Raw genomic sequence first — 23,475 nt, 5'->3', positions numbered from 1 at the left:
TCTTTCGAAGAGGTCTTTGTGCGGGTAAAAGGACTCGAACCTTCACACCGTGAGGCACCAGATCCTAAGTCTGGCGTGTCTACCAATTTCACCATACCCGCGGCTTTTGTTTCACTAAGCGGTTGCAAATATACGTATTGAAATTTAATATCCAAGAAAAAAATAATTTTTTTTTATTATTAGCTTTGTAATAATTAATGTTAACCCATCAGTTTTAATAATGAAAGACTCTAAACAATACGTACAAGAAAATAAAGATCGATTCATAAACGAGTTGATTGAACTATTAAAAATACCGTCTGTAAGTGCTGATAGCGCCTATACTCAAGATGTTATAAATACGGCGGAAGCCGTAAAAGCCAGCTTAGAAAAAGCCGGTTGTGACTTAGTAGAGATGTGCGAGACTCCGGGCTACCCTATTATTTACGGTGAAAAAATAATTGATAAAAATTTACCGACCGTACTTGTTTATGGTCATTATGACGTGCAACCAGCCGATCCTATCGAACTTTGGACCTCTCCTCCATTCGAACCGGTGATTAAAAAAACGGAAATTCACCCAGAAGGTGCCATATTCGCCCGTGGAGCCTGTGATGATAAAGGACAAATGTTTATGCATGTCAAAGCATTAGAATATATGATTCAAAATGATGCTTTGCCTTGTAACGTCAAATTTATGATTGAAGGAGAAGAAGAAGTAGGATCTACCAGTTTAAGTTGGTTTGTAAAAAGAAACCAAGAGAAATTAAAGAACGATGTGATTTTGATTTCTGACACGGGAATGATTTCCAACGACCAACCATCAATCACTACGGGGTTAAGAGGACTAAGTTATGTTGAAGTTGAAGTTACTGGTCCAAATCGCGATTTACACTCTGGATTATATGGAGGTGCTGTTGCCAATCCGATTAACGTTTTAGCAAAGATGATTGCTTCGCTTCACGATGAAAACAATCACATTACCATTCCAGGATTTTATGATAAAGTAGAAGAGCTATCCAAAGAGGAAAGAGCCGAAATGGCTAAACGTCCTTTTTCGATCGAAGCTTATAAAAAAGCATTGGACATCGAGGAAGTAGCTGGAGAAACTGGTTATGACACCAACGAAAGAAACTCTATTCGACCAACCTTAGACGTTAATGGAATATGGGGAGGATATACTGGCGAAGGCGCTAAGACCGTTATTGCGAGCAAGGCTTATGCTAAGATCTCCATGCGTTTAGTTCCAAATCAAGATTGGGAAGAAATAACAGAATTGTTTAAAAAACATTTTGAGAGCATCGCTCCAAAATCGGTTAAAGTAGTTGTAAAACCACACCACGGTGGACAAGGCTACGTGACTCCAACAGATTCTATCGGTTACCAAGCCGCATCCAAAGCATATACAGATACTTTTGGAAAAACACCTATTCCTGTTCGATCAGGAGGAAGTATTCCGATTGTAGCGCTATTTGAGGAAGAATTAAACTCCAAATCTATCATGATGGGCTTTGGTTTAGATAGTGACGCTATTCACTCCCCTAATGAGCATTTCGGAGTATTTAACTACTTAAAAGGAATTGAAACCATTCCATTGTTCTACAAATACTTTACAGAATTGTCTAAATAAAAGAAAGCCACCCGTTTGGGTGGCTTTTTTTTTATGCCCTATTTGCCTATTCGCACATACGCGAATACGCACACTCAAGTATAGGCGCATCATCGCATCAGCGCATCATCGCATCAGCGCATCAGCGTATCAGCGCATCAGCGTATCAGCGTATCTGCTTATTAACGTACACTCACAGATATATGACGATCTAAAACGCGATCCGATTCAGGTGCACTAGCATCATACTTGGCAAATTTTGACCCATAACCTTCGGCGCCTTCAACTTGACTGCCTTTACCTGCTGCTTCAATACTTTTCTTAACCGCATTAGCTCGTTCACCAGACAACTTAATATTAACCGCTTCTGTTCCCGTTTTATCGGTATATCCTCCAATTTTTAATTTGGCATCGGGAAAAGCTTTTAAGATAGCTACAATATTAGCCAGCTGAGGTTTTGATTCTTCTGTAATAACGGCGCTGTTGGTTTGAAAATTCAAATTATCAAAATCAAACCAAGTGTCTTTTAACTTCTGATCCCCTAATTTTTTATAATCTGTTTTTAAGAATACGACTAATCGATCTTCGATTCCACCTTTATAAGCGTCGATAACAACACCATCTGGCAAAGTTACTTTAAGCATTTCTCTGCTGGTTAAATCAACAGCTGCATTGGTATTATTTGTGGTATCTATAACCCCTTGAGTAGTATCCACAGTTGTTGTTGGCACATCTTTACCACGAAGGAAAAAATAGATTAAAGCTGCTGCGATAAGCAACAAAATAATATACAGCCACATCGAACTCCCCTTTTCTTTCTTTACTGGAGCAACCGGTTTTACGTATTCGTGAACAACAGGTCGTACCGGCTCAGCATGACTTGATTTCCCAAAACCTGCCCAAGATAACCCCATAGGTAGCGCTGCGGCAAAAGCGGCCTTATTATTACTTAAAAAATTCGAAATAGCATCGAGATCAAAGTTCGGGCTTAGATTTTTCAAAAAGCCAAAAACCGCAGTGGTCGCTTGCTCTAGCACCGAATTTGTAGCTGACGCACTCAAACCGCTATGCGTTTGAATCGACGAAACTACTTCTGTACTAGAATTACCAAACAACGAGGAAAACACGCCTTTAAGCGGCGGTGCCTGTCCAGTTCCATCTAAAGAATCTACAAAATGACTTTTCGCTTGATTAAAAATGGTAGACAAACCCCCTTTACCTTGGTTAGCCAATCCCAAAAGAACAGAGGCAATTGACATATTAAAACCCTTTTCGAGCTTATCAGCAGACTCACCTGTAGAACTACTCAAATCTGAAATCGATTCAGGTGAAATAAAATTTCGAACCTGACTAATAAAATTATTATCCATAGCTGTATTGTTTTAATTTTCCTCATAAATTTAAGCATTATTTTAACATAAAACCAATAACACAATTTTAAGACGCAAATTTTAACAAAACAAAAACTTTAAAATAACACTGTTTTTACACGAAAACCCTTACAACATCAGCACTGACAAAAAAACAATAAATTTTAAATTTTAACATTTAAGCTAGGAATTTTTAGCTTGAATCCACAAACTCATATACTTAGTACTCTGCAAACTATGATGTAAAAGCATTTGACCCGTAAAATTCAACTGTCGATTTCCCTGTAAATTAACGAAACGATCCGTAATCCATTCTAAAAATTCACCTGCTACCAATTCCGAAGCATAACGTTGATTTAGAATCTGGATTCCATGCCATGTTGCCTGTTCCCAATCGCCTTTATCACTATATAAATGTGTAGCCCTCTCAATAAAATCTGCATCGGTATCTGCGATATATCCGTTCCACGGTAAGTCTCCTTTCATTCCCTCTGCTCCCACCGAAGTAGTAACGCAGGGTGTACCCATTTTCATCGCATCGACAAACTTACCTTTAACCCCTGCACCAAATTGAATAGGAGCTAATAATATACGACTCGGCAGGAATACATCCCGCACCTCTTCTGCCCTTCCGTGCACGAGAAAACCCTCTTTAGGCTGATGCAATTGCATCACCTTTTCCGAGGCGTATGCCCCATATATATGTAGTTTTACTCCAGGTAAGTTTTTGCGTAACTCGGGCCAAATTCTAGTTTTTAGTACCTGCACGGTATTCCAATTCGGTTCGTGAATAAAATTCCCTATAAACAAAAAGTCACGACGCTCCTCAAAAGACGGCCACTGCAATTGAACAGAAGTCGTAATCTCCTCTTCAAGAAAAGGAAGATAAAACAACATAGCCGCATCCACCTTAAACCGTGTCGTCAATAGGTTCATTTCATATTCCGAAATAATTAAAGTAGCATCAGAGCGGTAAATACTCGCTATCTCTCTTTTTGCTCGATCGGTATATAGGAATTCTTCAGAGAAATCAATTCCTTTTTTATAACAGTCCTGTCGCGCATAGCGTAAAAAATGTAAATCTTCGGTATCCAAAATGCGTAGCGCATCTGGACAACTTTGAGCCACCCGCCAACCGTATTGTTCTTCAATCATAAACCGATCAAACAATACTACATCTGGATTCCATACAGTCAATTGAACATCAAAACTATCGTCATTTAATCGTATTACTTCCTCTTGAACCCCGATACTCGGCAGATCAAAACTGTAGTCTGATTTTCCTGCTGCACAGGCAAAACGAACCTGCATACCCTGACTTAGAAACCAACGAATTAACTGAATCATACGTGAACCCGCAGCTGATGATCCGGGCTCCGGCCAAACCAATCCAACAACCAATAACTGCTTTCCGCTCCAAAAATTTTCCATGCTACAAAATAACGGAATATTTGCCTGAGCACCATCAATTTTTAAAGCCGATAATAATTGCTAAATTTGCATTTAAACTATTATCAAATGTTAGGATTAAAATTATTGACCGACCCCAGATGGGCAAATATTGCCGAATCTAACTTAGAAGAGATTTTAACCGATCACGCTTGGTGCGAGCAAAAAGCAGCTACCAATGCGATTACCATCATAGCATACAACTCCGAACACGAAGATCTGGTGACCGCCTTAACCGATATCGCTATTGAAGAAATGGAGCATTTTAAAATGGTTCATGAAATCATCAAACAACGCGGTTATACCCTAGGCAGAGAACGCAAAGACGATTATGTCAATCAACTGTTTAAATTCATGAAAAAAGACGGCAGCAGAAACGACGCATTTATCGATCGTTTATTATTTGCTGCGATGATTGAAGCCCGAAGCTGTGAACGCTTTAGAGTTTTATCGGACAATATCAAAGATGAAGAATTAGCTGTTTTTTATAGAGATTTGATGATTAGTGAAGCAGGTCACTACACCACTTTCCTGAAATTCGCCAAAAAATATACTGAAAAAGTCGATGTGGATCAGCGATGGAAAGAATGGCTAGACTTTGAAGGCCAATTGATTCAAAATTACGGTAAACAAGAAACCGTCCACGGCTAATGAAAGAACAAAAAGTTCCTTTCCCAAAAGGGATCAAAGGAACTTTTTGATATCTGAACAACAGCGATCCGCTGTCTAACCGATTGATATATTAGCTTTCTTTCTTAAGTATAAACGGCAAAAAGTCTTTCTTTTCTTCAAAACTTTGCTCCAGCATATCACTTAAATTTTGATTCTTTTTCATCAATACAAACATGGCCCCCTGAGCTCTAAGCAATCGCTCATCGCAATTAATCCCCAAATTCATATCTTTTAGAATCCATAATACATCTATAAATTCCTTAGACATATTATAACGTTCTCCCTCGTAATTCTCGAAGATAGACACAAAACAAAATGCCTCAGCAAAAGCGTGTCGATTTGGCTCTGTATCTTTAATACTGTTAGAACCGACACAAACTCTACCGACATAATTATCGTCCTCGTTTATCTGTGCTATTGAAAAAAACTTAACCGCTAAATTCATTAACTGATTCATACTCACGGTATCTTTTACTTCCGTTTTATCAATCACTTTTCTCGAAAAGTCATTTAATACCGCAGTAAAGAGACTGTCTTTTTCCAATGTCTTTATATAGGTCTGTTGTAAAACCACGGAATCCGATATCAATTTAAACTTCTCATAATCCAAACGTGCCGTAAAATTGACCAATATATAATCGAGCATCTGTTTATTCTGATCAATGCTAGAACTGGCACAATTGGTTTTGTGACTTTCCTTAATTCTAGCAATTAAATCGGATTCGCCATCGAAAACCTCCTCTTTCATTTGAATAAAATCATCCAAATGTGCAGTCAGCATACAGGGCACTTGTCCGTAGACTGTATGACTTGCTGTTAAAACAAACAAAACACCTAACACAACTCTTAGCAGCTTCATATTTCTAATATTATCAATTATACCTTACTTTTTACTGTGTACTAAGCCTAGCTTATAATTAAAAAAAACACCGTAATACTATAAATTACTGCAAAATACAGCAAATAGAAATCAAATATAGCAATTATAAGCACATTAATTTGCATTATTAATTTTTTAATCTACATTTGTAGTTCGTGATACACAATCATAGACTATGAAAACCGTTGTAGGACTTTTTTTCGCAATAGTATTACTAATGATTAATGCAGCCTGTAAAAGTAACCAAACAAAAAACCACGAAAGAGTTGGTCGTTGGAAAGTTAAAATGCGTTATGAAGATCAAATTCAAACGATTCATGCAAAATACAATCGAAAAGGATTTGGCAAAGGGATTTGGCAATACAGATTAGGCGGAAAGCTATATAAAAGAGAAGCTTATTCTAAAGAAGGAATCTGTTATGTCACTACGTATTATACCGATGGCACAACGGAATCCATAGGACAAACAAAATTAGACCTCAAAGGTACCCGTATACATTGGTACTATACTGGAGATTGGTTTTACTTTGATGAAGAAGGAAAACTTAAAACGGTAAGGAACTACAAAAACGGAGAATTAATTAGAGAAACCCTAATTAACAAACAGCAATAAACACGATTACAAGAAATTATATCTCGAAAATTTTTGACTATGAAATTATCCCCAGCAGAAGAACAATTAATGGAATCGATATGGAAGTTGAAAAAATCTTTTATGAAAGAGATCATCGATGAACTTCCCGAACCAAAACCTGCCAGTACAACCATTTCCACCATGTTAAAGCGCATGACGGAAAAAGGGTTTATAGGCTATATCGAATACGGCAAATCCAGACAATATTATGCCCTAATTGACAAGGAAAAATATTTTTCTAAGCAAGTACAAGGTTTAATCAAAAACTTCTTTGGCAATTCGGCTTTACAATTTGCCTCTTTTTTCGCTAAAGAAACCCCCATGACAGCCAGTGAACTTGAAGAGCTCAAAACCATTATCGATGAAGAACTCAAAAAATCAAAGCCATGATGATCTACCTCTTAAAAACGACTCTGAGTTTAATACTCCTTTTTGGGGTATACAAACTCTTTCTTGAAAACTTAAAGATGCATCAGTTTAAACGTTTTTATCTATTGCTCGCTTTGATCTGCTCGTTGTGTTTTCCGTTACTAAAGTTCTCTGAAACGGCCTTGCCTTGGGACGCCAATTTCACAAACACCAACTTACAACCGATACTGATTGGATCTCAATCGGCCTTGGTCACTACAACAGATCATATTACTGGATTCGTCGGGTTGATTTACGGGTTAGGTGTTTTATTATTGAGTTGTAAATTCATCTTGAATCTGGTTAAATTTCAAACCTTACAAAAAGGCCAAATCACGCAAGTAAAAGACGGTATCGAATATGTCTTCACTTCGAAAACGTCACATACTTTTGCTTTTTGGAACCGCATATACCTACCAAAAGAACGATTTGACAACGTTGATTTCAGCAACGAAATCATTCTTCATGAAACCGCTCACATCAAACAATTTCACTCAGCGGACATTATTTTTATTGAAATATTAAAAATTATCTTTTGGTTTAACCCCATTTTTTATCTCTATAAAAAAGCCATTTCGTTAAACCACGAATTCTTAGCAGATGAAAGCGTCATTAAAACCACGCAAAACACCGTTGCTTATCTTCAAATTTTAATGCAACAGCAAACCCAAATACACGCTCAAACCTTGGGCAGTTCCTTCTATTACCAACCTACTAAAAAACGCTTTATGATGACAACAAAAACCATTAACAAAAGAAAAAACAACTTAGCACAAGGCATTTCCTCGCTATTATTAGCCACAATTGCCGTCTTTAGTGTACAAGCGCAAACCATCAACCACAGTGCGCCATCAACAACTGAAAAGCCCTCGATGAATGAGTTTCAAACAGTAGAAAAAATAGCAACTTACCCAGGCGGTATGTCAGAATTCAACAAATACTTTATCAGTAAATTTAGAACTCCCGAAACTTTCGACGGCGGTGTAGCTAAACTTATATTTCAATTTATGGTAGAAGAAGACGGAAAGATTGACGAGGTCAAAATATTAAGAGGTTTAGATGAAAAAACCGATTTACATATTATTGACATACTGAAAAACAGCATCCCTTGGATACCAGCGGAAAATGGCGGCAAAAAGGTAAGAAGTTTATTCACCATACCTGTTACCATCAAAATCCAAGAAGAAGTTGATGATAGTTCTATAACGAAATAGATATTAACTGATATCGTCTCTAATTTTTTTGGACAAACTCGCAAGTACTAAGTCATAGGAATGATCGATTAATTCTCGGATCAACATGAAAGATAACCTACCCGTACAACTTACGGTATTCCAGTGTTTTTTATTCATGTGATAACCCGGTATGATTTCTTCGTACTCTTCCCGAAGCTCCATAGCTCGCTCTGGATCACACTTGAGGTTGATCATTCCCGTGCCTTTTTCCCAATCACTTAGAGCAGTTAAGGCAAATATCTTGCCTCCAACTTTAAAAACCAAAGTATTTTGATCAAAAGGGAAATGTTCAGATGCTCCTTTTTTTGAAAGGGCGTATTCGTAAAATGATTGAATGCTGTCCATGATTCCTTGATATTAAAATTATAGATAAAATCTGCTCGAGAACCTACTCGAGGCGATACAGTATCGGTTTACTTGGTGAAGCATCATTTTCAAAAGCGGCGATTTGCAGATTGAGTAAATAACTACCATCTTCCACTGAAGTGGGTACATAAATCATCTCTGTAATCGTAGCTCCCAATCGCGCTTCTGAATTCAATTTAACCACATCTTTAATATTCCAAAAGGCTTTATGGCAAACTAATTTACCTCCGTCTTTTTCCTTGTCCACACTGGGTAAGTCTATCAATAAATGTTCAATACCCGATTCTCTTAAAAAAACCACGGCTTCTTCAGTTAGATAGGCAGGATTGGCATGGGAGTATTTCTGGTGTAGCTTGACCTCCTCATTGGGAAGCGTTCGAATAACCAAGGCTGTTTGCTGGTTATCGACCCATTGTTCTTTTATTTGCGCCAAACCAATCACCAGATCTTCACCAAATACTACTGGGGAAACCGAAATCAATTGCGCCAAAAACATAAACTGCTTTAAATGCTGGTTGACACTGTAAAAATCAAATGTAATATGTCCCAAACATTCGGTATGAGTACCGTGTGCATGAGGATTAAAAAAAATGTTATTAAAATTTGTCGAAGATTGCCCTTCACTGACCTTTCCAATCCAATCTCCATCTTGCACAGGCTTGATTTCCGGCATATTTTGATACCAGGCTATTGGATTATCCTCCGAAGCACTCAAAGGTATCGATATATCTAATGGCTGAGAAAAATCAACGTTGTAATTTTTATCTAAAAAGGTGATGCTTGCTTTCAATTTTTTTATTTCAAATTTAACCAAAATAAATCAGCAGCAATTCCATCGCTTAAAAATTTTCCTTTATTTGTTATGGTTAAAATTCCCACATCGTTGCTCATTAAACCATCAGCGATAAAACGCTCGGACTGGGCTACAACATACGATCTAAAGCGAACTCCAAAATCGTTTTCTACACGTGCAAGATCCACGCCCCAGATTGTTCGAAGCCCTGTCATAACATACTCATTATACCGATCTGCTTCTGACAACACCTCTCTTTCGATAGGCAATTTCTTATCAAGGATACTTTTGATATACAAAGCGTTGTTCGCAATATTCCAACTGCGTGACTGACCGTCAAAACTGTGTGCAGAAGGACCTACACCCAAATATTTCTTACCCAACCAATAGGCAGAATTATTTTGCGAAAAATACCCCTCTTTCCCAAAGTTAGACAATTCATAATGAATAAAACCCGCCTCTTTTAAACGATCCATCAGCAACAAAAAATGTTGGTGCGCCACACCGTCATCGGGCTTTGGTATACTACCCGTTTGAATCATTTTATACAAAGCTGTTTTGGGCTCTACCGTTAAAGCGTAACTTGAAATATGCGGAATACCCAAACTCAATACCGTTTCTATATTCTGTAACCAACGTGCTTCCGTCATACCAGGAATTCCGTAAATCAAATCAATAGAGATGTTTTTAAAATATTTAGTAGCTTCAACCAAGCAATTTAATGCCTCATCCGCATTATGTGCCCGATTCATCATTTTTAAATCCGCTTCATAAAACGATTGTATACCAATACTCAAACGATTGATTCGAGTTTGAGCCAACTTCTGTAAAGCATCGGCATTCAAATCATCTGGATTTGCCTCCAAGGTAATTTCAGGATGCTCGATTACTTCAAAATGATCTGCAATAAAAGCTAGTATTCGATTGAGTTCTGATGCCTCTAAAAGACTTGGAGTACCACCACCGAAGTAAATGGTTTCGATTGGCTCTTCACCCACTTCAGAACGTCTCATTAACAATTCATCTAAAATTGCCACGATCATTTCATCTTTTTTCTTTAGAGAAGTTGAAAAATGAAAATCACAATAATAACAAGCTTGCTTGCAAAACGGAATGTGTATATAAATTCCTGCCATTTATTTTTTTACTCGATCTTGATTTTGTTTGACAAAGGCGTCCCAACCGGTATAATTTTTACCCACGGTTACTTTACTGGAATTAAAGAAATGACAAACAGCTGCTGCCAGACCATCTGTACTATCTAGATTTTTCGGCAACTCCTTTAAATTTAAGAGTTGTTGCAACATTTTAGCTACCTGTTCCTTACTGGCATTTCCGTTACCAGTAATCGCCATTTTAATCTTTTTGGGTTCGTATTCCGTGATTGGAATGTCTCTAGACAGTCCTGCCGCCATAGCCACTCCTTGAGCGCGGCCTAATTTAAGCATCGACTGTACATTTTTGCCAAAAAAAGGTGCTTCGATAGCAATTTCATCCGGATGATGGGTTTCGATTAACTCTATGGTTCGATCAAATATATGACGCAACTTGGTATAATGGTCGTCGTATTTAGACAACTGAAGCTCATTCAATTGTATAAACTCCATTTTCTTTTGGACGATCTTTATCAATCCAAACCCCATAATAGTAGTTCCTGGATCAATTCCTAAGATGATGCGTTCTGTTGTCAATTTAATTAGTTTTTAATGGAGAATTCTATTTCACAAAAAAATTATGTTTACTTTGCGGTGATGAAATTCGTATCTGACAAAACTAAGCAATTCCTAGTACTTCTGATCAAAATATTAGTGGTTGGTTTTGCCTTATATTTCATATATCATCAACTATCCAATGATAAAGCAGTCGATTTCAAGGTTTTGATCCCCATGATCAACGACCCAAAAAACATTTGGTACCTGCTCAGTGTACTGCTATTAACTTTCGCCAATCGCTTTATCGAAATTCTAAAATGGCAAAATTTAGCGGCTGTTGTGCAAAAAATCAGTCTTGCGGAATCCACTAAACAGGTTTTAAGCGCATTAACCCTCGGCTTATTCACTCCAAATGGAATTGGTGAATATGCTGGAAAAGTACTTTACTTCCCCAGAAAAGATGCCGGACAAATATTGTTTTTAAACGTGATTTGCAACGGGACTCAAGTCATTTACGGAATCACATTTGGAGCCATTGGAGCCCTTTCCCTGCATTTTATCTATCAGATCACCTCGAATCAAGTCATTGGAATGATCATGGGCGTGATCGCAATGGTTTTGCTTTTAATTTATACCTTACGCAACGTCACGATCAAAGGTTATTCACTGCGCTGGTTAATGACAGAGATTCGTAAAATTCCCATGGAGATACATCGGAAAAATTTGTTTTTATCCTTTCTGAGATATTTGGCTTTGATGCATCAGTACATCATACTTTACCGCTTATTTGGTGTTGACCTGCCTTATTACGAACTGCTATGCAGTATCTCTTTTATTTATTTACTAGCCTCCTCTCTACCGAACTTCCAATTTCTGGAATTTGCCATCAAGGGAAGTATTGCACTGTATATATTCAGTTTGCTGGGAGTCAATGCTTGGATTGTCGCTTTAGTTGCCGCTCTAATCTGGTTTTTAAATATTGTAATTCCGGTCTTAATCGGCAGCTACTTTGTATTGCGTTTCCGTCTAAAAAGATAATTATTCCTCTTTGATTATCAGCGGTAAAACAAACTGTGTTTTCACTGGTATCCCACGTTTTATAGCTGGACTAATTTCTGGAAAATCAACCAATCTAACTTGTAACAGACTATCGATTTCGCGTGATCTAAACTTCAGGCTATCACTGACGTATACCGGTTCGAATATAACATGCGCATCTGGAAACACCGTAATTCGAATTTCTATAGTATCGATTTTCGGATGTTTAGATGTTAAGGAATCCAACATTAATTTCTCTTGTAAGTGTATCGTCATATAATCAAAGAAACACTGTTTGCGCTGCGACTCATTCAACAAGGAATCGCAAAGCTCTACGCTGGGATAAGCATCGACTTGAGTCCAGTCTATCTTTTCGAGTTCTTCTTTTAACAACGCCTTGCCGTCTGGGACTTTTTTATCCGACCACCCACATGCACTCATTAATAAGAAAAGAAGGTATAAGGGATAAAATTTCTTCATAAATAATAAAGTCGTACTTTTATTCTTCAAAAATACAAAAAAATAAGAGATGGAATATATACTATTGAGCCTCAGCCTGATTTTAATCATAGCGGGTTTGTTGGGAAGTATACTTCCACTATTACCTGGTGCTCCACTAAGCTGGTTTGGTTTGTTAATCTTATACTTAACCCCCTCAATTGAAATCAATTACTGGGTACTCGGCATTTCCCTATTAGTCACTTTGGTTTTATTGATTCTCGACTATGTAATTCCCGCACAGGGCACCAAACGCTTTGGCGGTAGTAAATACGGCATTTGGGGAACCAATATCGGGCTAATCGTTGGTCTAATCGCTCCTATCCCCTTAGGCTTTATCATTGGCCCTTTTATAGGTGCTTTACTCGGCGAACTTCTCTTCGATTCGAAAAACATCCGCAGAGCTTTCAAAGCTGCAACGGGTTCTTTTATCGGATTTTTAACCTCTACGTTTATCCAATTTGTAGTGGGTGTGGTATTTTTGGGTATCTATATTCATGTTGTTATCAAGCATTGGAATGTCTTGTTTTAGAAAATGCGCTATTTACAACTCGATTTAACTCTTCAATTTGCGCTTTTTAAAGCGCTCAAAAGAACTGCCAGTCGTATCAAAAAACGTAATCGCTATTCCTACTAAAACAATTAAACCTCCAAAAATCATCTGTAAATTAATTTCTTCATTCAAAAACACCCATGCCAATAGGGACGCTAGCAAGGCTTGACTCAACAAGCTCAGTGAAACGCGAGTAGCGCGCATGTGTTTGGTAGCAAAACTGATTAGGAGCCAGGCTAACAATTGACAAACAAGACCTTGAATCACTAGAATTCCCCAACCTAAATTAGAGAAACCCGTCAACGGCTCACCACTAACCAAGCACCAAATACCCAAATACACGGACGATGACAGCAAACTAAAAGTCATAAAAGTAACCACCGGAACTTCTTCCAATATGCGTTTACTCAGCAGCATATAACTGGCATAGAAAACACCAGACAATACTCCAAACACAAATGCTTGATCAAAACGAAACTCAACAAACACTTCAACTCCCACTAAAACCACCATGCCTATAAGAGCCAATAATGTGCCCCACCAAAAATTGGGCGTCGGTTTAATTTTTAAAATAAAATAACTACCTATTCCCACCCATACTGGTGACAAATTGGTCAATAGCGTAGCCTGAGTAGCAGACGACCCGACGATGGCTATATTCCAAACAGCAACATCTGAACCGAATATCACACCCGCCAAGATCATCATGCCCATTAACTTTGCACTATAACGCTTAAAATGACCACTAAAAATGGCATAAGGTACAAGAACAACACTAGCTATAGCCATACGGTAAAAAGCAGAACTCAGACTCGGCACTAGATTTAACCGAACCAATACCGGAAAAATCGAGATACAAATAATCCCTATAAGCAAGGCTAAACGTGGCTGATTCATATTTTATTTTTGGCGCAAAAATATGAAAATAAACCATTTAAGCACCAATAGCTAAAAATTTATATCAATATTAACTACTTTAAGCATGATTTATACTCTAAATTTAGAAAAACAAGCATTCATATAAATTCTCAACTTTTAGCGACTTAATTTGTTATATAATATTTAACTATCTTTGCAAAAATATTGGTTTATAGAACTGGCTATCAGTTCGTAATTAAAAAGGGAATCAGGTGAAAATCCTGAACAGACCCGCTGCTGTAAGTTCCATATTGTTTTTTAGACATTTAGGTCCACTGTTTAACCGATGGGAAGGACGTTTAAAAAGGAACAAGTCAGAATACCTGCCAATTGCACAACTCGTTTCAAGCTTTCGGGAATAAGGCTTAGTTACCATGAATTTCTTTTTTCAAGAAAAGCAATTGCTATGTATAACTCTTTACTCTCCAAGCAATTTACTGATGAATAACAAAAAAAAGAAATGCATTTTAATAGAATCTTTTACCTATTTGTCTTAGCCCTATTCTCTGTGTCTTCGCTAATTGCTCAAGACACTAAAGAATTATCAAAAGAATTGAGTCCCGTAGTCATCGAGATCACCCCATATAAAGATTTGATTCCCGTACAACAGTTAAGCGGCAAAGAGTTAAAACGTTTAAATGCTCACACCGTAGCAGATGCATTACGGTATTTTTCAGGAGTAAAAATAAAAGATTATGGCGGTATCGGAGGTTTAAAAACCATCGATGTTCGAAATATGGGAACCCACCACGTTGGTGTATTCTACAATGGAGTTGCGGTCGGAAATGCACAAAACGGCATCGTCGATTTAGGGAAATTCTCGTTGGACGACATTGAGATGTTACAACTTTACAACGGACAACGCAGTACCATTTTTCAATCGGCTAAAGAATTTGCATCGGCTACTGCGGTTTACATCAATTCCAAAACCCCTCATTTTGAGGAAGGTAAGAAAACCAATTTAACCGCTCGTTACAAATTCGCCTCCATCCAATTAACCAATCCCTCTTTTCGTTTAGAACAACGAGTTAGCGATCAGATATCGGCTAGTCTGAGTGCAGAATACCTGCATTCCAATGGCGAATACTCGTTTAGATATAAACGTCTAAATTTAGACAAAACCGTTGCTTACGACACTACGGCAACGCGTCGCAATGGAGATATAGATGCCTTTAGAATAGAGGCTGGTCTATACGGTAAAACGACTAACGGAAGTTGGAAAGGGCAACTGTATTATTACGATTCGGAAAGGGGATTACCTGGAGCCATCGTCAAAAACAATTGGCAAACAGGAGAACGCAGTTGGGATAAAAACGTCATGGCTCAAGCGGAGTTAACACAATTCGTAACCGATCGATATCAGTTTCAGATCAAAGGAAAATTCGCCTACGATTATACGCGTTATATGGCGCGAGACAGTATAGAGTTTTTCGAAAACCAAGTCACCAAAAACCTACAGGTGGACAACAGTTATTACCAGCAAGATTTCTATCTATCTGCTGTCAACCTTTATAAAATAACTCCAGAATGGGAAGTATCGCTTGCCACCGATCTACAATACAACAAGCTCAACGCTACTCGTGAGGGAATCGGAACCTTATTTACTTACCCCGAACGCATGTCTTTTATCAGTGCTTTGGCCACATCCTTAAATTTGGGATCCTTCAAAGCTCAAGCTAGTGTTTTGGGCACTTTCACCAAAGAAAAGGTTCGCAATAACTTACAGGCACCAGATCGAAGTGTGTTTTCGCCAGCCTTGTTTTTGAGTTACAAACCTTGGCAAAAAAGAGACTTTATCATCCACACCTTCTATAAAAACATCTTTCGAATGCCTACTTTCAACGATTTGTATTATACGCAAATAGGCGATGCCAATCTAAAACCTGAATTTACCAATCAGGTTAACCTCGGAGCTCAATATCACATTCCAATTAATGGACCACATCTAAAATCGGTGAACCTTAAATTGGAAACCTATTATATGAATGTCAAAGATAAAATCATTGCCGCACCAACTGGAAGTATGTTTAGATGGATGATGACCAATTTGGGACAGACTGAGGGGTACGGTTTGGAAACCGGTTTTGGAACCACTATCAGTCTAGGCACACTTCAGCTTACAACCAACATCAATTATGAGTTTACTCAGTCCAAAAACCACACCACTATCAACGACATAAAACTGTCTGCCTATGGCGATCAAATCCCCTATGCTCCTTGGCATTCCGGCTCAGCGATTGTCGGATTAGACTATAAAAACTGGGGATTGAACTACAGTTTTGTATATGTAGGAAAACGATATGACGGTGCTATGAATAATATCGCTCGAAATGAAGTACAACCGTGGTACACGCACGATCTATCACTTCAAAAAGAACTGACCATCAACACCTATCGCTTTAGAATAAGTGCTGAAGCGAATAATATATTAAACCAACAGTATGAGGTAGTCACCAACTACCCTATGCCGGGAAGAAACTTTCGTTTTATTTTAAGCTTAGAACTTTAAAACACTGGACACTGAAATAGACAGAGAAAACATCGAAAAGAATACGGCCATGAAATGGCTGATTATAAAATAAAAATACATGACAAAGCAAATATTATACAGCCTTCTTTTATGCGTACTACTTTTGAGTTCGTGCAGAAAAGATGAGACCATTTACCTGTCAGATTCCAATCAGGTTGCTGCTCCCCGATTAGGCGGAACCGTAGAAGGTTTTTACCTACTTAATGAGGGAAATATGGGTATGAATCGAGCTACGATTGATTATTTCGACTACGCTACGGGTCTTTATACCCGAGATATTTATTCAGAACGCAATCCGAATGTAGTTAAGGAACTGGGCGATGTGGGTAACGACATCAAAATCTACGGCAGTAAAGCTTATGCCGTTATTAATGTTTCTAATTATATAGAAGTATTTGATGTAGCTACGGGTGTTCATATAGAGAGAATCAACATACCAAATTGTCGTTATATGACCTTTCACAACGGCAAGGCCTATGTCAGCTCTTATTCCGGACCGGTTGAAATCAATCCCAATGCAGAAGTTGGATTTGTTGCGGAAATCGACACCACCTCGCTTAAAGTCACACGTCAGGTTTCGGTAGGCTATCAACCCGAGGAAATGGTTGTACAAAACAACAAATTGTATGTCGCTAATTCAGGAGGTTACCGCGTACCCAATTACGATACCACAGTGGCTGTCGTTGACCTAAATACGTTTAGTTTACTAAAAAAAATCGAAGTAGCCATCAATCTGCATCGTTTGCAAGTCGACAAAAGAGGCGATATCTATGTCAGCTCTAGAGGTGATTATTACATTGCCGAGCCCAATCTCTATGTAATCGATTCGAAAACAGATCTGGTCAAACAAAAACTCGACATACCCGTTAGTGAAATGACCATTCAAGGCGACAGTTTATACTATTACAGCGTGTCCTTTAAACATACTTCTGGCAAGAACACCGTCAACTACGGTATATTGGATACAAAGACCAAAAAAGTGATATCGGACAGAATTATTAAAGACGGCACTGAGAAAAACATACTGATCCCCTATGGCATAGCTGTTAATCCAGAAACCAAAGAAATATTTATTACCGATGCACAAGACTATCTCGTAACGGGTTTTGTTTACTGCTATTCTCCTGAGGGTATATTAAAATGGAAAACCACCGGTGGAAACATTCCGGCACATTTTGCCTTTGTCCATAAAAAAAACAAATAAAATCGCACCATGCCAACAGTACGATGCGATAAAAAATAATGAAAAACAAAAACAATCAACTTATGAAATCATTTTTTAATTACAAAACAGTCACAGCTTGTATAGCCTTAGCCTTTCTTTCGAGTTGTTCATCCAGTGATGATTCCAATCCAGAAAAGGAAAACGAAGGCACCCCTTATGTAACTCGAGTTCTTGATTTCGCTCCTGCAGTGGGTCAATTCACCAATATGTTACCGAAATACGAAGCAGGAGATAGTCGTGAGCGCATGATTCAAAAAGCTCAATCCTCTGTCGTTGGAGCAAAAGGAAGCGGTGTAAGCCTTGGTGGATTCGGAGGTTATATCGTAGTGGGTTTTGATCACACCATTGCCAACGTTGCGGGCTTAAGAGACTTTCGAGTTTTAGGCAATGCCTTTTGGGCAAACAGCAATCCAAACAGCAATGCGGAAGAACGCGGCGGAAGCAGTGAACCTGGAGTTATTATGGTTGCCTACGATTTTAACAAAAATGGCGTTCCAGATGCAGACGAATGGTACGAAATAGCGGGTAGTGAACATCAGAATCCTAAAACGATTAAAAACTACGAAATCACTTATTTCAAACCCGACACCAACAAAAGTCCTGTACCAGATCCTCTAGCAAGCTGGGCTACGGATACTCAATACATCAAGTGGGAGGACAACCAAGGTAATTCTGGATATAAAACCAAAAACAGCTTTCACAATCAAAGTTATTATCCGGAATGGATAACCGCTGATCGAATTACCTTTAAGGGAACTTTACTACCGAACAACGCTATAGACGAAAGTGGTAACGGATCGTATTGGGTACAATATAGTTTCGCTTATGGCTATGCCGACAACGCGCCAAATAAAGACGATGAGTCCGCAATTGACATCTCTTGGGCAGTTGATAAATCCGGAAACCGCGTAGACTTACCGGGCGTTGATTTTATTAAAATATACACGGGAACCAACCAAGAATCCGGCTGGCTGGGTGAGGTCTCTACAGAAGTGTTTGGCGTCGAAGATCTGCACCTACTTAAACAAGCGATACCAACTAGAAAATAATCAATACTAATTTAAATATGAAGCACTTTACACTAACATCACCCAAAAACAAAATGCTATATTGTTTAACGCTTTTCCTTTTCTTGGGACTGGGTTTAAACTCTTGTAGCAATGATGATTCCGGTATTCCTACCGATCACGAACAGATCATTCGCGTAGAAGACAATCCTATTGCAACGGTACCTTATCATTTTACGCCTAAAAACACCTTTCCAGAAAACACTAAATTTTACTGGTATAACGATCAAACCTTAATATCTGAGGAGGGTACTTTTACCCATACTTTCCCAAAAGTTGGTGAATACAAAATTGGACTGCGTGCTATTGAAAACGGAATCCAACGTCACTACACTTATATCTTTAAAGTTATTGCTAAAGACGAACCGCAGTACATCACTTTAGACTTAACAAAATTTGACCTTTCTAAAGGAATCCCTACTGCTGGTGGTTTTTACTGGCAAGAAACCTATTCAGAAACAGCTAAATTTTCTTCTCAAATTTTCACTTTTTCCCACACTGGAAATGAATCGTGGAATTACTGGGATGGATTTACAGTATCCAATAGCACAGGCAATGTAAACCACGCTGAAGGTGGTGGCTCTGCAGGCTGGTTAAACTACCAATGGGGGAATATGGCTCAAGGTGGAGTTAAGGGCAAAGGAACACCTTACATCGTTGGATACTGGGGTTATTACGATAAAGACTGGAATGCTGAAGAAGGTGTTTTCGACGAAAAAAAATACTCAAACTGGGTTAAAATTGAAGATGGAAATCATTCCTTTAAAGCAACTAGTGTTCAAATCGCCAACCATCCTTGGCCTTATTATGGAAATCTATACGGAGACGGATTTGCGCGTCCATTTGTCAAAGGAGATACCTTTAAAATTACCGTTCATGGAGTGGATAAAGACAACAAAGTAAAACCAGAGGTAGTAACACATTATTTAGCTGATTTCAGAGGAGACAAACTCCAAATGTCTCAGGCATGGGAAAAAGTAGATTTAAAAACTCTTGGAGAAGTAAAATACATTTTCTTCCAATTAGAATCTACCGATTCCTCCCCAAGTGTTGGTCCAAATACCGCAGTATATTTCTGTATGGATCAATTGACTGTAGAGAAGATCATTAAATAACTCCTTTTTTACAATTAATAAAACAAAGGGTTATCAAACCCCTTTGTTTTCATATTATATCAAACCTAAATTTTACCAACAATGAATATGAGTATTTCCTCAAAAACAAGAAACTTATTCTATAGCCTAACCCTATTGCTTTTTATAGGATTGGGTTTCAACTCTTGTAGCAACGACGATTCTAGTATACCTACAGATATCGAACAAATAATACGTTCGGAAGAATCACCCATCGCGACAAAACCTTTTTATTTCACACCTAAAAATACTTTTGCAGAGAATACTAAATTTTTTTGGTATGCTGACCAAAAGCTTATTTCCGAAGAAAATTCTTTTACCTATACTTTTGCAAAAGTAGGCGAACAAAAAATAGCGTTAAGAGCGGTTGAAAACGGTCGTCAACGTCATTATACCTATATCTTTAAAGTAGTAGCTGACGATACTCCAGAAGTACCCACTGAACCAGAAGTTAAGCCTGAACTAATTAGTTTGGATCTATCGTTATTTAATTTAAGTGACGGACAAGCAACGGCTGGAGGTAAAATCTGGAAGGGAACTTTTGAAGAAGATGCAGAACTACATGCTGGTATCTTTCAATTTAACCATATAGCTTTTCCAGAATATTATACTTGGATGGGGTTCACCGTTTCAAACAGTCAGGATAATAGCGATCAAATAAACAGCGAAGACGGTTGGTTGCAGAACCAATGGGGAACCATGCCACAAGGCGGCGTTAAAGGCAAAGGAAGTCCTTTTCTCGTATCTTTTGCCGATCATAAACCCAACGCGAGTTTACTTCAGCAAGGGCAAAAAATTGCGGTAGATCGTTTTTCTAGTACGGTAAAAATCACAGATGATCAAAACCAATACTTAGCGAAAAGCGTATCCTTAGCAATCAGCCCATGGCCATACTACGGTATATTAAATGGCGATGCTTATGCGCGCAAATTTAAAAAAGGAGACTTTTTTGCTATCCATATTTACGGAGTAAACAAGGCAGGTGTACTTTCAGCTGAAAAACCTGTAACTCATTATTTTGTGGATTTTAGAGAACAAGTTGGAACGATTTCAAAAGATTGGAATCAAGTAGACTTATCCTCTTTAGGTGAAGTAGAATACTTATTATTCTTCTTAGAAACCACTGATGTAGGTCAATGGGGTGCTAACACGGCTTTGTATTTCACCATGGATCAATTGACCGTGGAAAAAATAGTCAAATAAGGTTTAACCATAAGTCATTATAAAAGCGATTATCTACCCGATAGTCGCTTTTTGTATTTTTACTAAAGCTTTCCAATGAGAACGGCTTTTTTAAAGCATACTTGCAGCTTACATTCGATAAAAACCACAACTCCCTCGCGATACCTGCCTTCACACTTCAAAGTTTGTATAAACGGCTTATCGTGGCTTTAGAGTGATTCTGGCAACGCGTTGTAGTTACTATCCACAACCAAACCTATCACAACTTTGAACTTAGCATTACTGCTCATTTCTAGAAAACAAGTTATAGGTATTCAACATCGTATGTTGAGGTATTTTATTGGCATAAAAAAAGCCGCTCATAATGAGCGGCTTTTTTTTACTGGCGGTCTGGACGGGACTCGAACCCGCGACCCCATGCGTGACAGGCATGTATTCTAACCAACTGAACTACCAAACCAGCATAACTTTTTTTCCCGATAGGATTATTAAAAACGGTAATACTTAACAGCATTCATTTTTAATATAATATTTACTCATGACAAAAAAAAGAAGCAAGCTGCAACTCTTTTTCTAAACTGGCGGTCTGGACGGGACTCGAACCCGCGACCCCATGCGTGACAGGCATGTATTCTAACCAACTGAACTACCAAACCAGTATAACCTTATCATCTCTATGCGATGATCAACAACCTTTGTATGCAAACCCTGTCAAATTTAATAAAAAAGCCTCCCTTACGGAAAGCTTTTCATCGGTCTAACTACTAAACCTGGCACTTGCGTACCATAACAACACAACTAATCTTATCCCTATTTTTATTAGGGCAAAAAAAGCCTCTCATAAATGAGAGGCTTTCTTTGTACTGGCGGTCTGGACGGGACTCGAACCCGCGACCCCATGCGTGACAGGCATGTATTCTAACCAACTGAACTACCAAACCAGTAATTATTATTAACCAAAAAAAATATTACTCATTAGAAGGAAAAGACCTAAAAATATAAAACTCGAAGTGCGTATAAAAAAGCCCTCCAATCACGGAAAGCTTTTCATTGGTCTAACTACTAAACCAGGTACTTGCGTACCGAACAACACAACTTTCTTTATATTTTTTAAGAGGTAAAAAAAGTCTCTCACGTTGAGAGACATCCTCTTTGCTTTTTAGCGGTCTGGACGGGACTCGAACCCGCGACCCCATGCGTGACAGGCATGTATTCTAACCAACTGAACTACCAAACCATTGCTCTAATGCGGTGCAAATATACAACCATTTTGGAACTACGCAAACTTTGAGAGCAAAAATATCAATCTTTTTCAAAGCTTTTTTATAACACCAATGACCCTCAACCTAATAGAAATCGATATTTTTTTGATTTTTTTATTAATTACCGATCTCTGCCCCCTAAAAAAAAATAAAAATAATTTCGGCTTTATTGCGCGATTTATAAAAATAAGATTTTCACAAGCCACTACTGGCAAAACCCACATAACATAGATGTAATGCTCTACCCCCAATTCTTTTCAACATCGATTAAAATCCTTACCGCCTTCAACATATTTTTACCCTATTGTACTTAATAGCTTCTTTTCTAAAGACGATCACCATTACATAAAACAACAAATAACCCAAACAACAAAAAGTTCCGTAAAAACATCTTCCCAATAAAAAAGGAGATCATCTACAAAAACACAAAGCCATACGCGTATATAAAGACATAAGAGAGCCTGAAATGCCTTAAGAAGCATCAACTCCCATCTTTACAAAAAAACAACACTAAGCACCTCTATTAGTAACCATAATCTAAACTTACTGAATACCCCAAATAAAAAGAGCCCTCCGAATGGAGGGCTCTTTTTATTTAAAATCTGAAAGTGATTATATCAAACCGTTGATAGCATCCATATAAGTTTGCTTCGGAGCAACACCTACTTGACGACCAACTACTTCTCCATTTTGGAAAATAAGTACCGTAGGAATGTTTCTAACACCGTACTTAGCAGCAAATTCTTGATTTGCATCAACATCTACCTTACCAACTACGACTTTACCTTCAAAATCGGAACTTAATTCTTCAATAACGGGACCTAACATTTTACAAGGTCCACACCATACTGCCCAAAAATCAACCACTACCGGTTTATCTGATTTTAATACTACTTCTTCAAAAGTAGCGTCTGTAATTTCTAAAGCCATTGTTATATTTTTTTGTTTCTTATACAAATCTAATAAAATAATTGAATAATTAATTTAGTTCTCCATTACTTTTATCTATACTGCTATTATTA

At 38.0% G+C, this 23,475-nt stretch carries 22 protein-coding genes, 5 tRNA genes and 1 riboswitch; of the genes, 12 read left to right on the top strand and 15 right to left on the bottom strand.

All coding sequences use genetic code 11. The features are described 5' to 3' along the window. Positions 1–19 precede the first annotated feature (19 nt). Positions 20–101, bottom strand: a tRNA-Leu gene (locus L1275_RS05550). 119 nt (positions 102–220) lie between these two features. Here L1275_RS05550 and L1275_RS05545 point away from each other — a divergent pair. Next, positions 221–1,609 (top strand): dipeptidase, encoded by a 1,389-nt coding sequence (locus tag L1275_RS05545; RefSeq protein ID WP_253470650.1) that lies wholly within the window; start codon positions 221–223, stop codon positions 1,607–1,609. Positions 1,610–1,770: 161 nt separating this feature from the next. On the opposite strand, the gene L1275_RS05540 is transcribed toward L1275_RS05545, so the two are convergent. Further along, positions 1,771–2,958, bottom strand: a complete 1,188-nt coding sequence (locus L1275_RS05540) for an OmpA family protein (RefSeq protein ID WP_253470648.1) — start codon at positions 2,956–2,958, stop codon at positions 1,771–1,773. Between the two features lie 183 nt (positions 2,959–3,141). Beyond that, positions 3,142–4,389, bottom strand: a complete 1,248-nt coding sequence (locus tag L1275_RS05535; RefSeq protein WP_253470646.1) for a glycosyltransferase — start codon at positions 4,387–4,389, stop codon at positions 3,142–3,144. Positions 4,390–4,476: 87 nt separating this feature from the next. On the opposite strand from L1275_RS05535, the gene L1275_RS05530 reads away from it, so the two are divergent. Then, positions 4,477–5,058 carry a tRNA-(ms[2]io[6]A)-hydroxylase gene (locus L1275_RS05530; protein WP_253470644.1) on the top strand — a complete coding sequence of 194 codons (582 nt, stop codon included), beginning with the start codon at positions 4,477–4,479 and terminating at the stop codon, positions 5,056–5,058. Between the two features lie 91 nt (positions 5,059–5,149). Here the strand turns inward: L1275_RS05530 and L1275_RS05525 are convergent, their stop codons facing one another. After that, positions 5,150–5,938, bottom strand: coding sequence for a hypothetical protein (locus tag L1275_RS05525; protein WP_253470642.1), 789 nt, complete (start codon positions 5,936–5,938; stop codon positions 5,150–5,152). A 196-nt stretch (positions 5,939–6,134) separates the two neighbouring features. On the opposite strand from L1275_RS05525, the gene L1275_RS05520 reads away from it, so the two are divergent. From L1275_RS05520 to L1275_RS05510, 3 genes are read left to right on the top strand one after another with little or no spacing between them, the layout of a single operon-like run. After that, the gene (locus L1275_RS05520) at positions 6,135–6,572 is read left to right on the top strand and encodes a hypothetical protein (RefSeq protein WP_253470640.1); all 438 of its coding nucleotides are present in this window, start codon (positions 6,135–6,137) and stop codon (positions 6,570–6,572) included. A 39-nt stretch (positions 6,573–6,611) separates the two neighbouring features. Then, a complete protein-coding gene (locus L1275_RS05515; protein ID WP_253470638.1) occupies positions 6,612–6,983 on the top strand; it encodes a BlaI/MecI/CopY family transcriptional regulator in 372 nt (123 codons plus the stop codon). Next, positions 6,980–8,215, top strand: a complete 1,236-nt coding sequence (locus L1275_RS05510; protein WP_253470636.1) for a M56 family metallopeptidase — start codon at positions 6,980–6,982, stop codon at positions 8,213–8,215. The genes L1275_RS05515 and L1275_RS05510 overlap by 4 nt, the downstream gene beginning before the upstream one ends. 3 nt (positions 8,216–8,218) lie before the next feature. Here the strand turns inward: L1275_RS05510 and L1275_RS05505 are convergent, their stop codons facing one another. The 4 genes from L1275_RS05505 to ruvC are packed head-to-tail and all read right to left on the bottom strand — an operon-like array spanning position 8,219 to position 11,086. Next, complete coding sequence (locus L1275_RS05505; RefSeq protein WP_253470634.1) at positions 8,219–8,581, bottom strand: MmcQ/YjbR family DNA-binding protein; 363 nt, start codon at positions 8,579–8,581, stop codon at positions 8,219–8,221. A 43-nt stretch (positions 8,582–8,624) separates the two neighbouring features. Beyond that, entirely contained in the window at positions 8,625–9,392 is a 768-nt protein-coding gene (locus L1275_RS05500; RefSeq protein ID WP_253470632.1) for a cyclase family protein, read from the bottom strand. A gap of 5 nt (positions 9,393–9,397) precedes the next feature. Continuing rightward, positions 9,398–10,531, bottom strand: coding sequence for a radical SAM family heme chaperone HemW (gene hemW, locus L1275_RS05495; RefSeq protein ID WP_253470630.1), 1,134 nt, complete (start codon positions 10,529–10,531; stop codon positions 9,398–9,400). Continuing rightward, positions 10,532–11,086, bottom strand: a complete 555-nt coding sequence (gene ruvC / locus L1275_RS05490) for a crossover junction endodeoxyribonuclease RuvC (protein ID WP_253470628.1) — start codon at positions 11,084–11,086, stop codon at positions 10,532–10,534. A 15-nt stretch (positions 11,087–11,101) separates the two neighbouring features. On the opposite strand from ruvC, the gene L1275_RS05485 reads away from it, so the two are divergent. Continuing rightward, positions 11,102–12,085 carry a hypothetical protein gene (locus L1275_RS05485; RefSeq protein WP_253470626.1) on the top strand — a complete coding sequence of 328 codons (984 nt, stop codon included), beginning with the start codon at positions 11,102–11,104 and terminating at the stop codon, positions 12,083–12,085. On the opposite strand, the gene L1275_RS05480 is transcribed toward L1275_RS05485, so the two are convergent. Beyond that, entirely contained in the window at positions 12,086–12,565 is a 480-nt protein-coding gene (locus L1275_RS05480; protein ID WP_253470624.1) for a hypothetical protein, read from the bottom strand. 49 nt (positions 12,566–12,614) lie between these two features. Between L1275_RS05480 and L1275_RS05475 the strand changes: the two genes are divergently transcribed. Next, on the top strand, positions 12,615–13,115 hold the full coding sequence (locus tag L1275_RS05475; RefSeq protein WP_253470622.1) for a DUF456 domain-containing protein: 501 nt from the start codon (positions 12,615–12,617) through the stop codon (positions 13,113–13,115). A gap of 24 nt (positions 13,116–13,139) precedes the next feature. Here L1275_RS05475 and L1275_RS05470 read toward each other — a convergent pair whose 3' ends face one another. Next, positions 13,140–14,033: a DMT family transporter gene (locus L1275_RS05470; protein ID WP_253470620.1), complete on the bottom strand. Its 894-nt coding sequence runs from the start codon at positions 14,031–14,033 to the stop codon at positions 13,140–13,142. A 170-nt stretch (positions 14,034–14,203) separates the two neighbouring features. Further along, positions 14,204–14,400: riboswitch (cobalamin riboswitch) on the top strand. A gap of 114 nt (positions 14,401–14,514) precedes the next feature. Here L1275_RS05470 and L1275_RS05465 point away from each other — a divergent pair. The 5 genes from L1275_RS05465 (at position 14,515) to L1275_RS05445 (ending at position 21,212) form a co-directional block, all read left to right on the top strand. After that, the gene (locus L1275_RS05465) at positions 14,515–16,563 is read left to right on the top strand and encodes a TonB-dependent receptor (RefSeq protein WP_253470618.1); all 2,049 of its coding nucleotides are present in this window, start codon (positions 14,515–14,517) and stop codon (positions 16,561–16,563) included. Between the two features lie 79 nt (positions 16,564–16,642). Continuing rightward, positions 16,643–17,788: a DUF5074 domain-containing protein gene (locus L1275_RS05460; protein WP_253470616.1), complete on the top strand. Its 1,146-nt coding sequence runs from the start codon at positions 16,643–16,645 to the stop codon at positions 17,786–17,788. Between the two features lie 62 nt (positions 17,789–17,850). After that, complete coding sequence (locus tag L1275_RS05455) at positions 17,851–18,858, top strand: PKD domain-containing protein (protein WP_253470614.1); 1,008 nt, start codon at positions 17,851–17,853, stop codon at positions 18,856–18,858. 17 nt (positions 18,859–18,875) lie between these two features. After that, a complete protein-coding gene (locus tag L1275_RS05450) occupies positions 18,876–19,991 on the top strand; it encodes a DUF4465 domain-containing protein (RefSeq protein ID WP_253470612.1) in 1,116 nt (371 codons plus the stop codon). 81 nt (positions 19,992–20,072) lie between these two features. Then, the gene (locus L1275_RS05445) at positions 20,073–21,212 is read left to right on the top strand and encodes a DUF4465 domain-containing protein (RefSeq protein ID WP_253470610.1); all 1,140 of its coding nucleotides are present in this window, start codon (positions 20,073–20,075) and stop codon (positions 21,210–21,212) included. Positions 21,213–21,574: 362 nt separating this feature from the next. Here the strand turns inward: L1275_RS05445 and L1275_RS05440 are convergent. The 5 genes from L1275_RS05440 to trxA form a co-directional block, all read right to left on the bottom strand. Continuing rightward, positions 21,575–21,651, bottom strand: a tRNA-Asp gene (locus tag L1275_RS05440). A 119-nt stretch (positions 21,652–21,770) separates the two neighbouring features. Further along, positions 21,771–21,847: transfer RNA gene (locus tag L1275_RS05435), tRNA-Asp, on the bottom strand. 208 nt (positions 21,848–22,055) lie between these two features. Further along, positions 22,056–22,132 (bottom strand) — tRNA-Asp (locus L1275_RS05430). A gap of 222 nt (positions 22,133–22,354) precedes the next feature. Next, a tRNA-Asp gene (locus L1275_RS05425) sits at positions 22,355–22,428 on the bottom strand. A gap of 637 nt (positions 22,429–23,065) precedes the next feature. After that, positions 23,066–23,410 carry a thioredoxin gene (gene trxA, locus L1275_RS05420; RefSeq protein ID WP_255555187.1) on the bottom strand — a complete coding sequence of 115 codons (345 nt, stop codon included), beginning with the start codon at positions 23,408–23,410 and terminating at the stop codon, positions 23,066–23,068. Positions 23,411–23,475 lie beyond the last annotated feature (65 nt).

The sequence above is a fragment of the Flavobacterium sp. HSC-61S13 genome, from assembly GCF_024171535.1.
Classification (GTDB): domain Bacteria; phylum Bacteroidota; class Bacteroidia; order Flavobacteriales; family Flavobacteriaceae; genus Flavobacterium.
The sequence above is the reverse complement of the archived record's forward strand: the minus strand, read 5'-3'. Positions and strand labels throughout refer to the sequence as shown.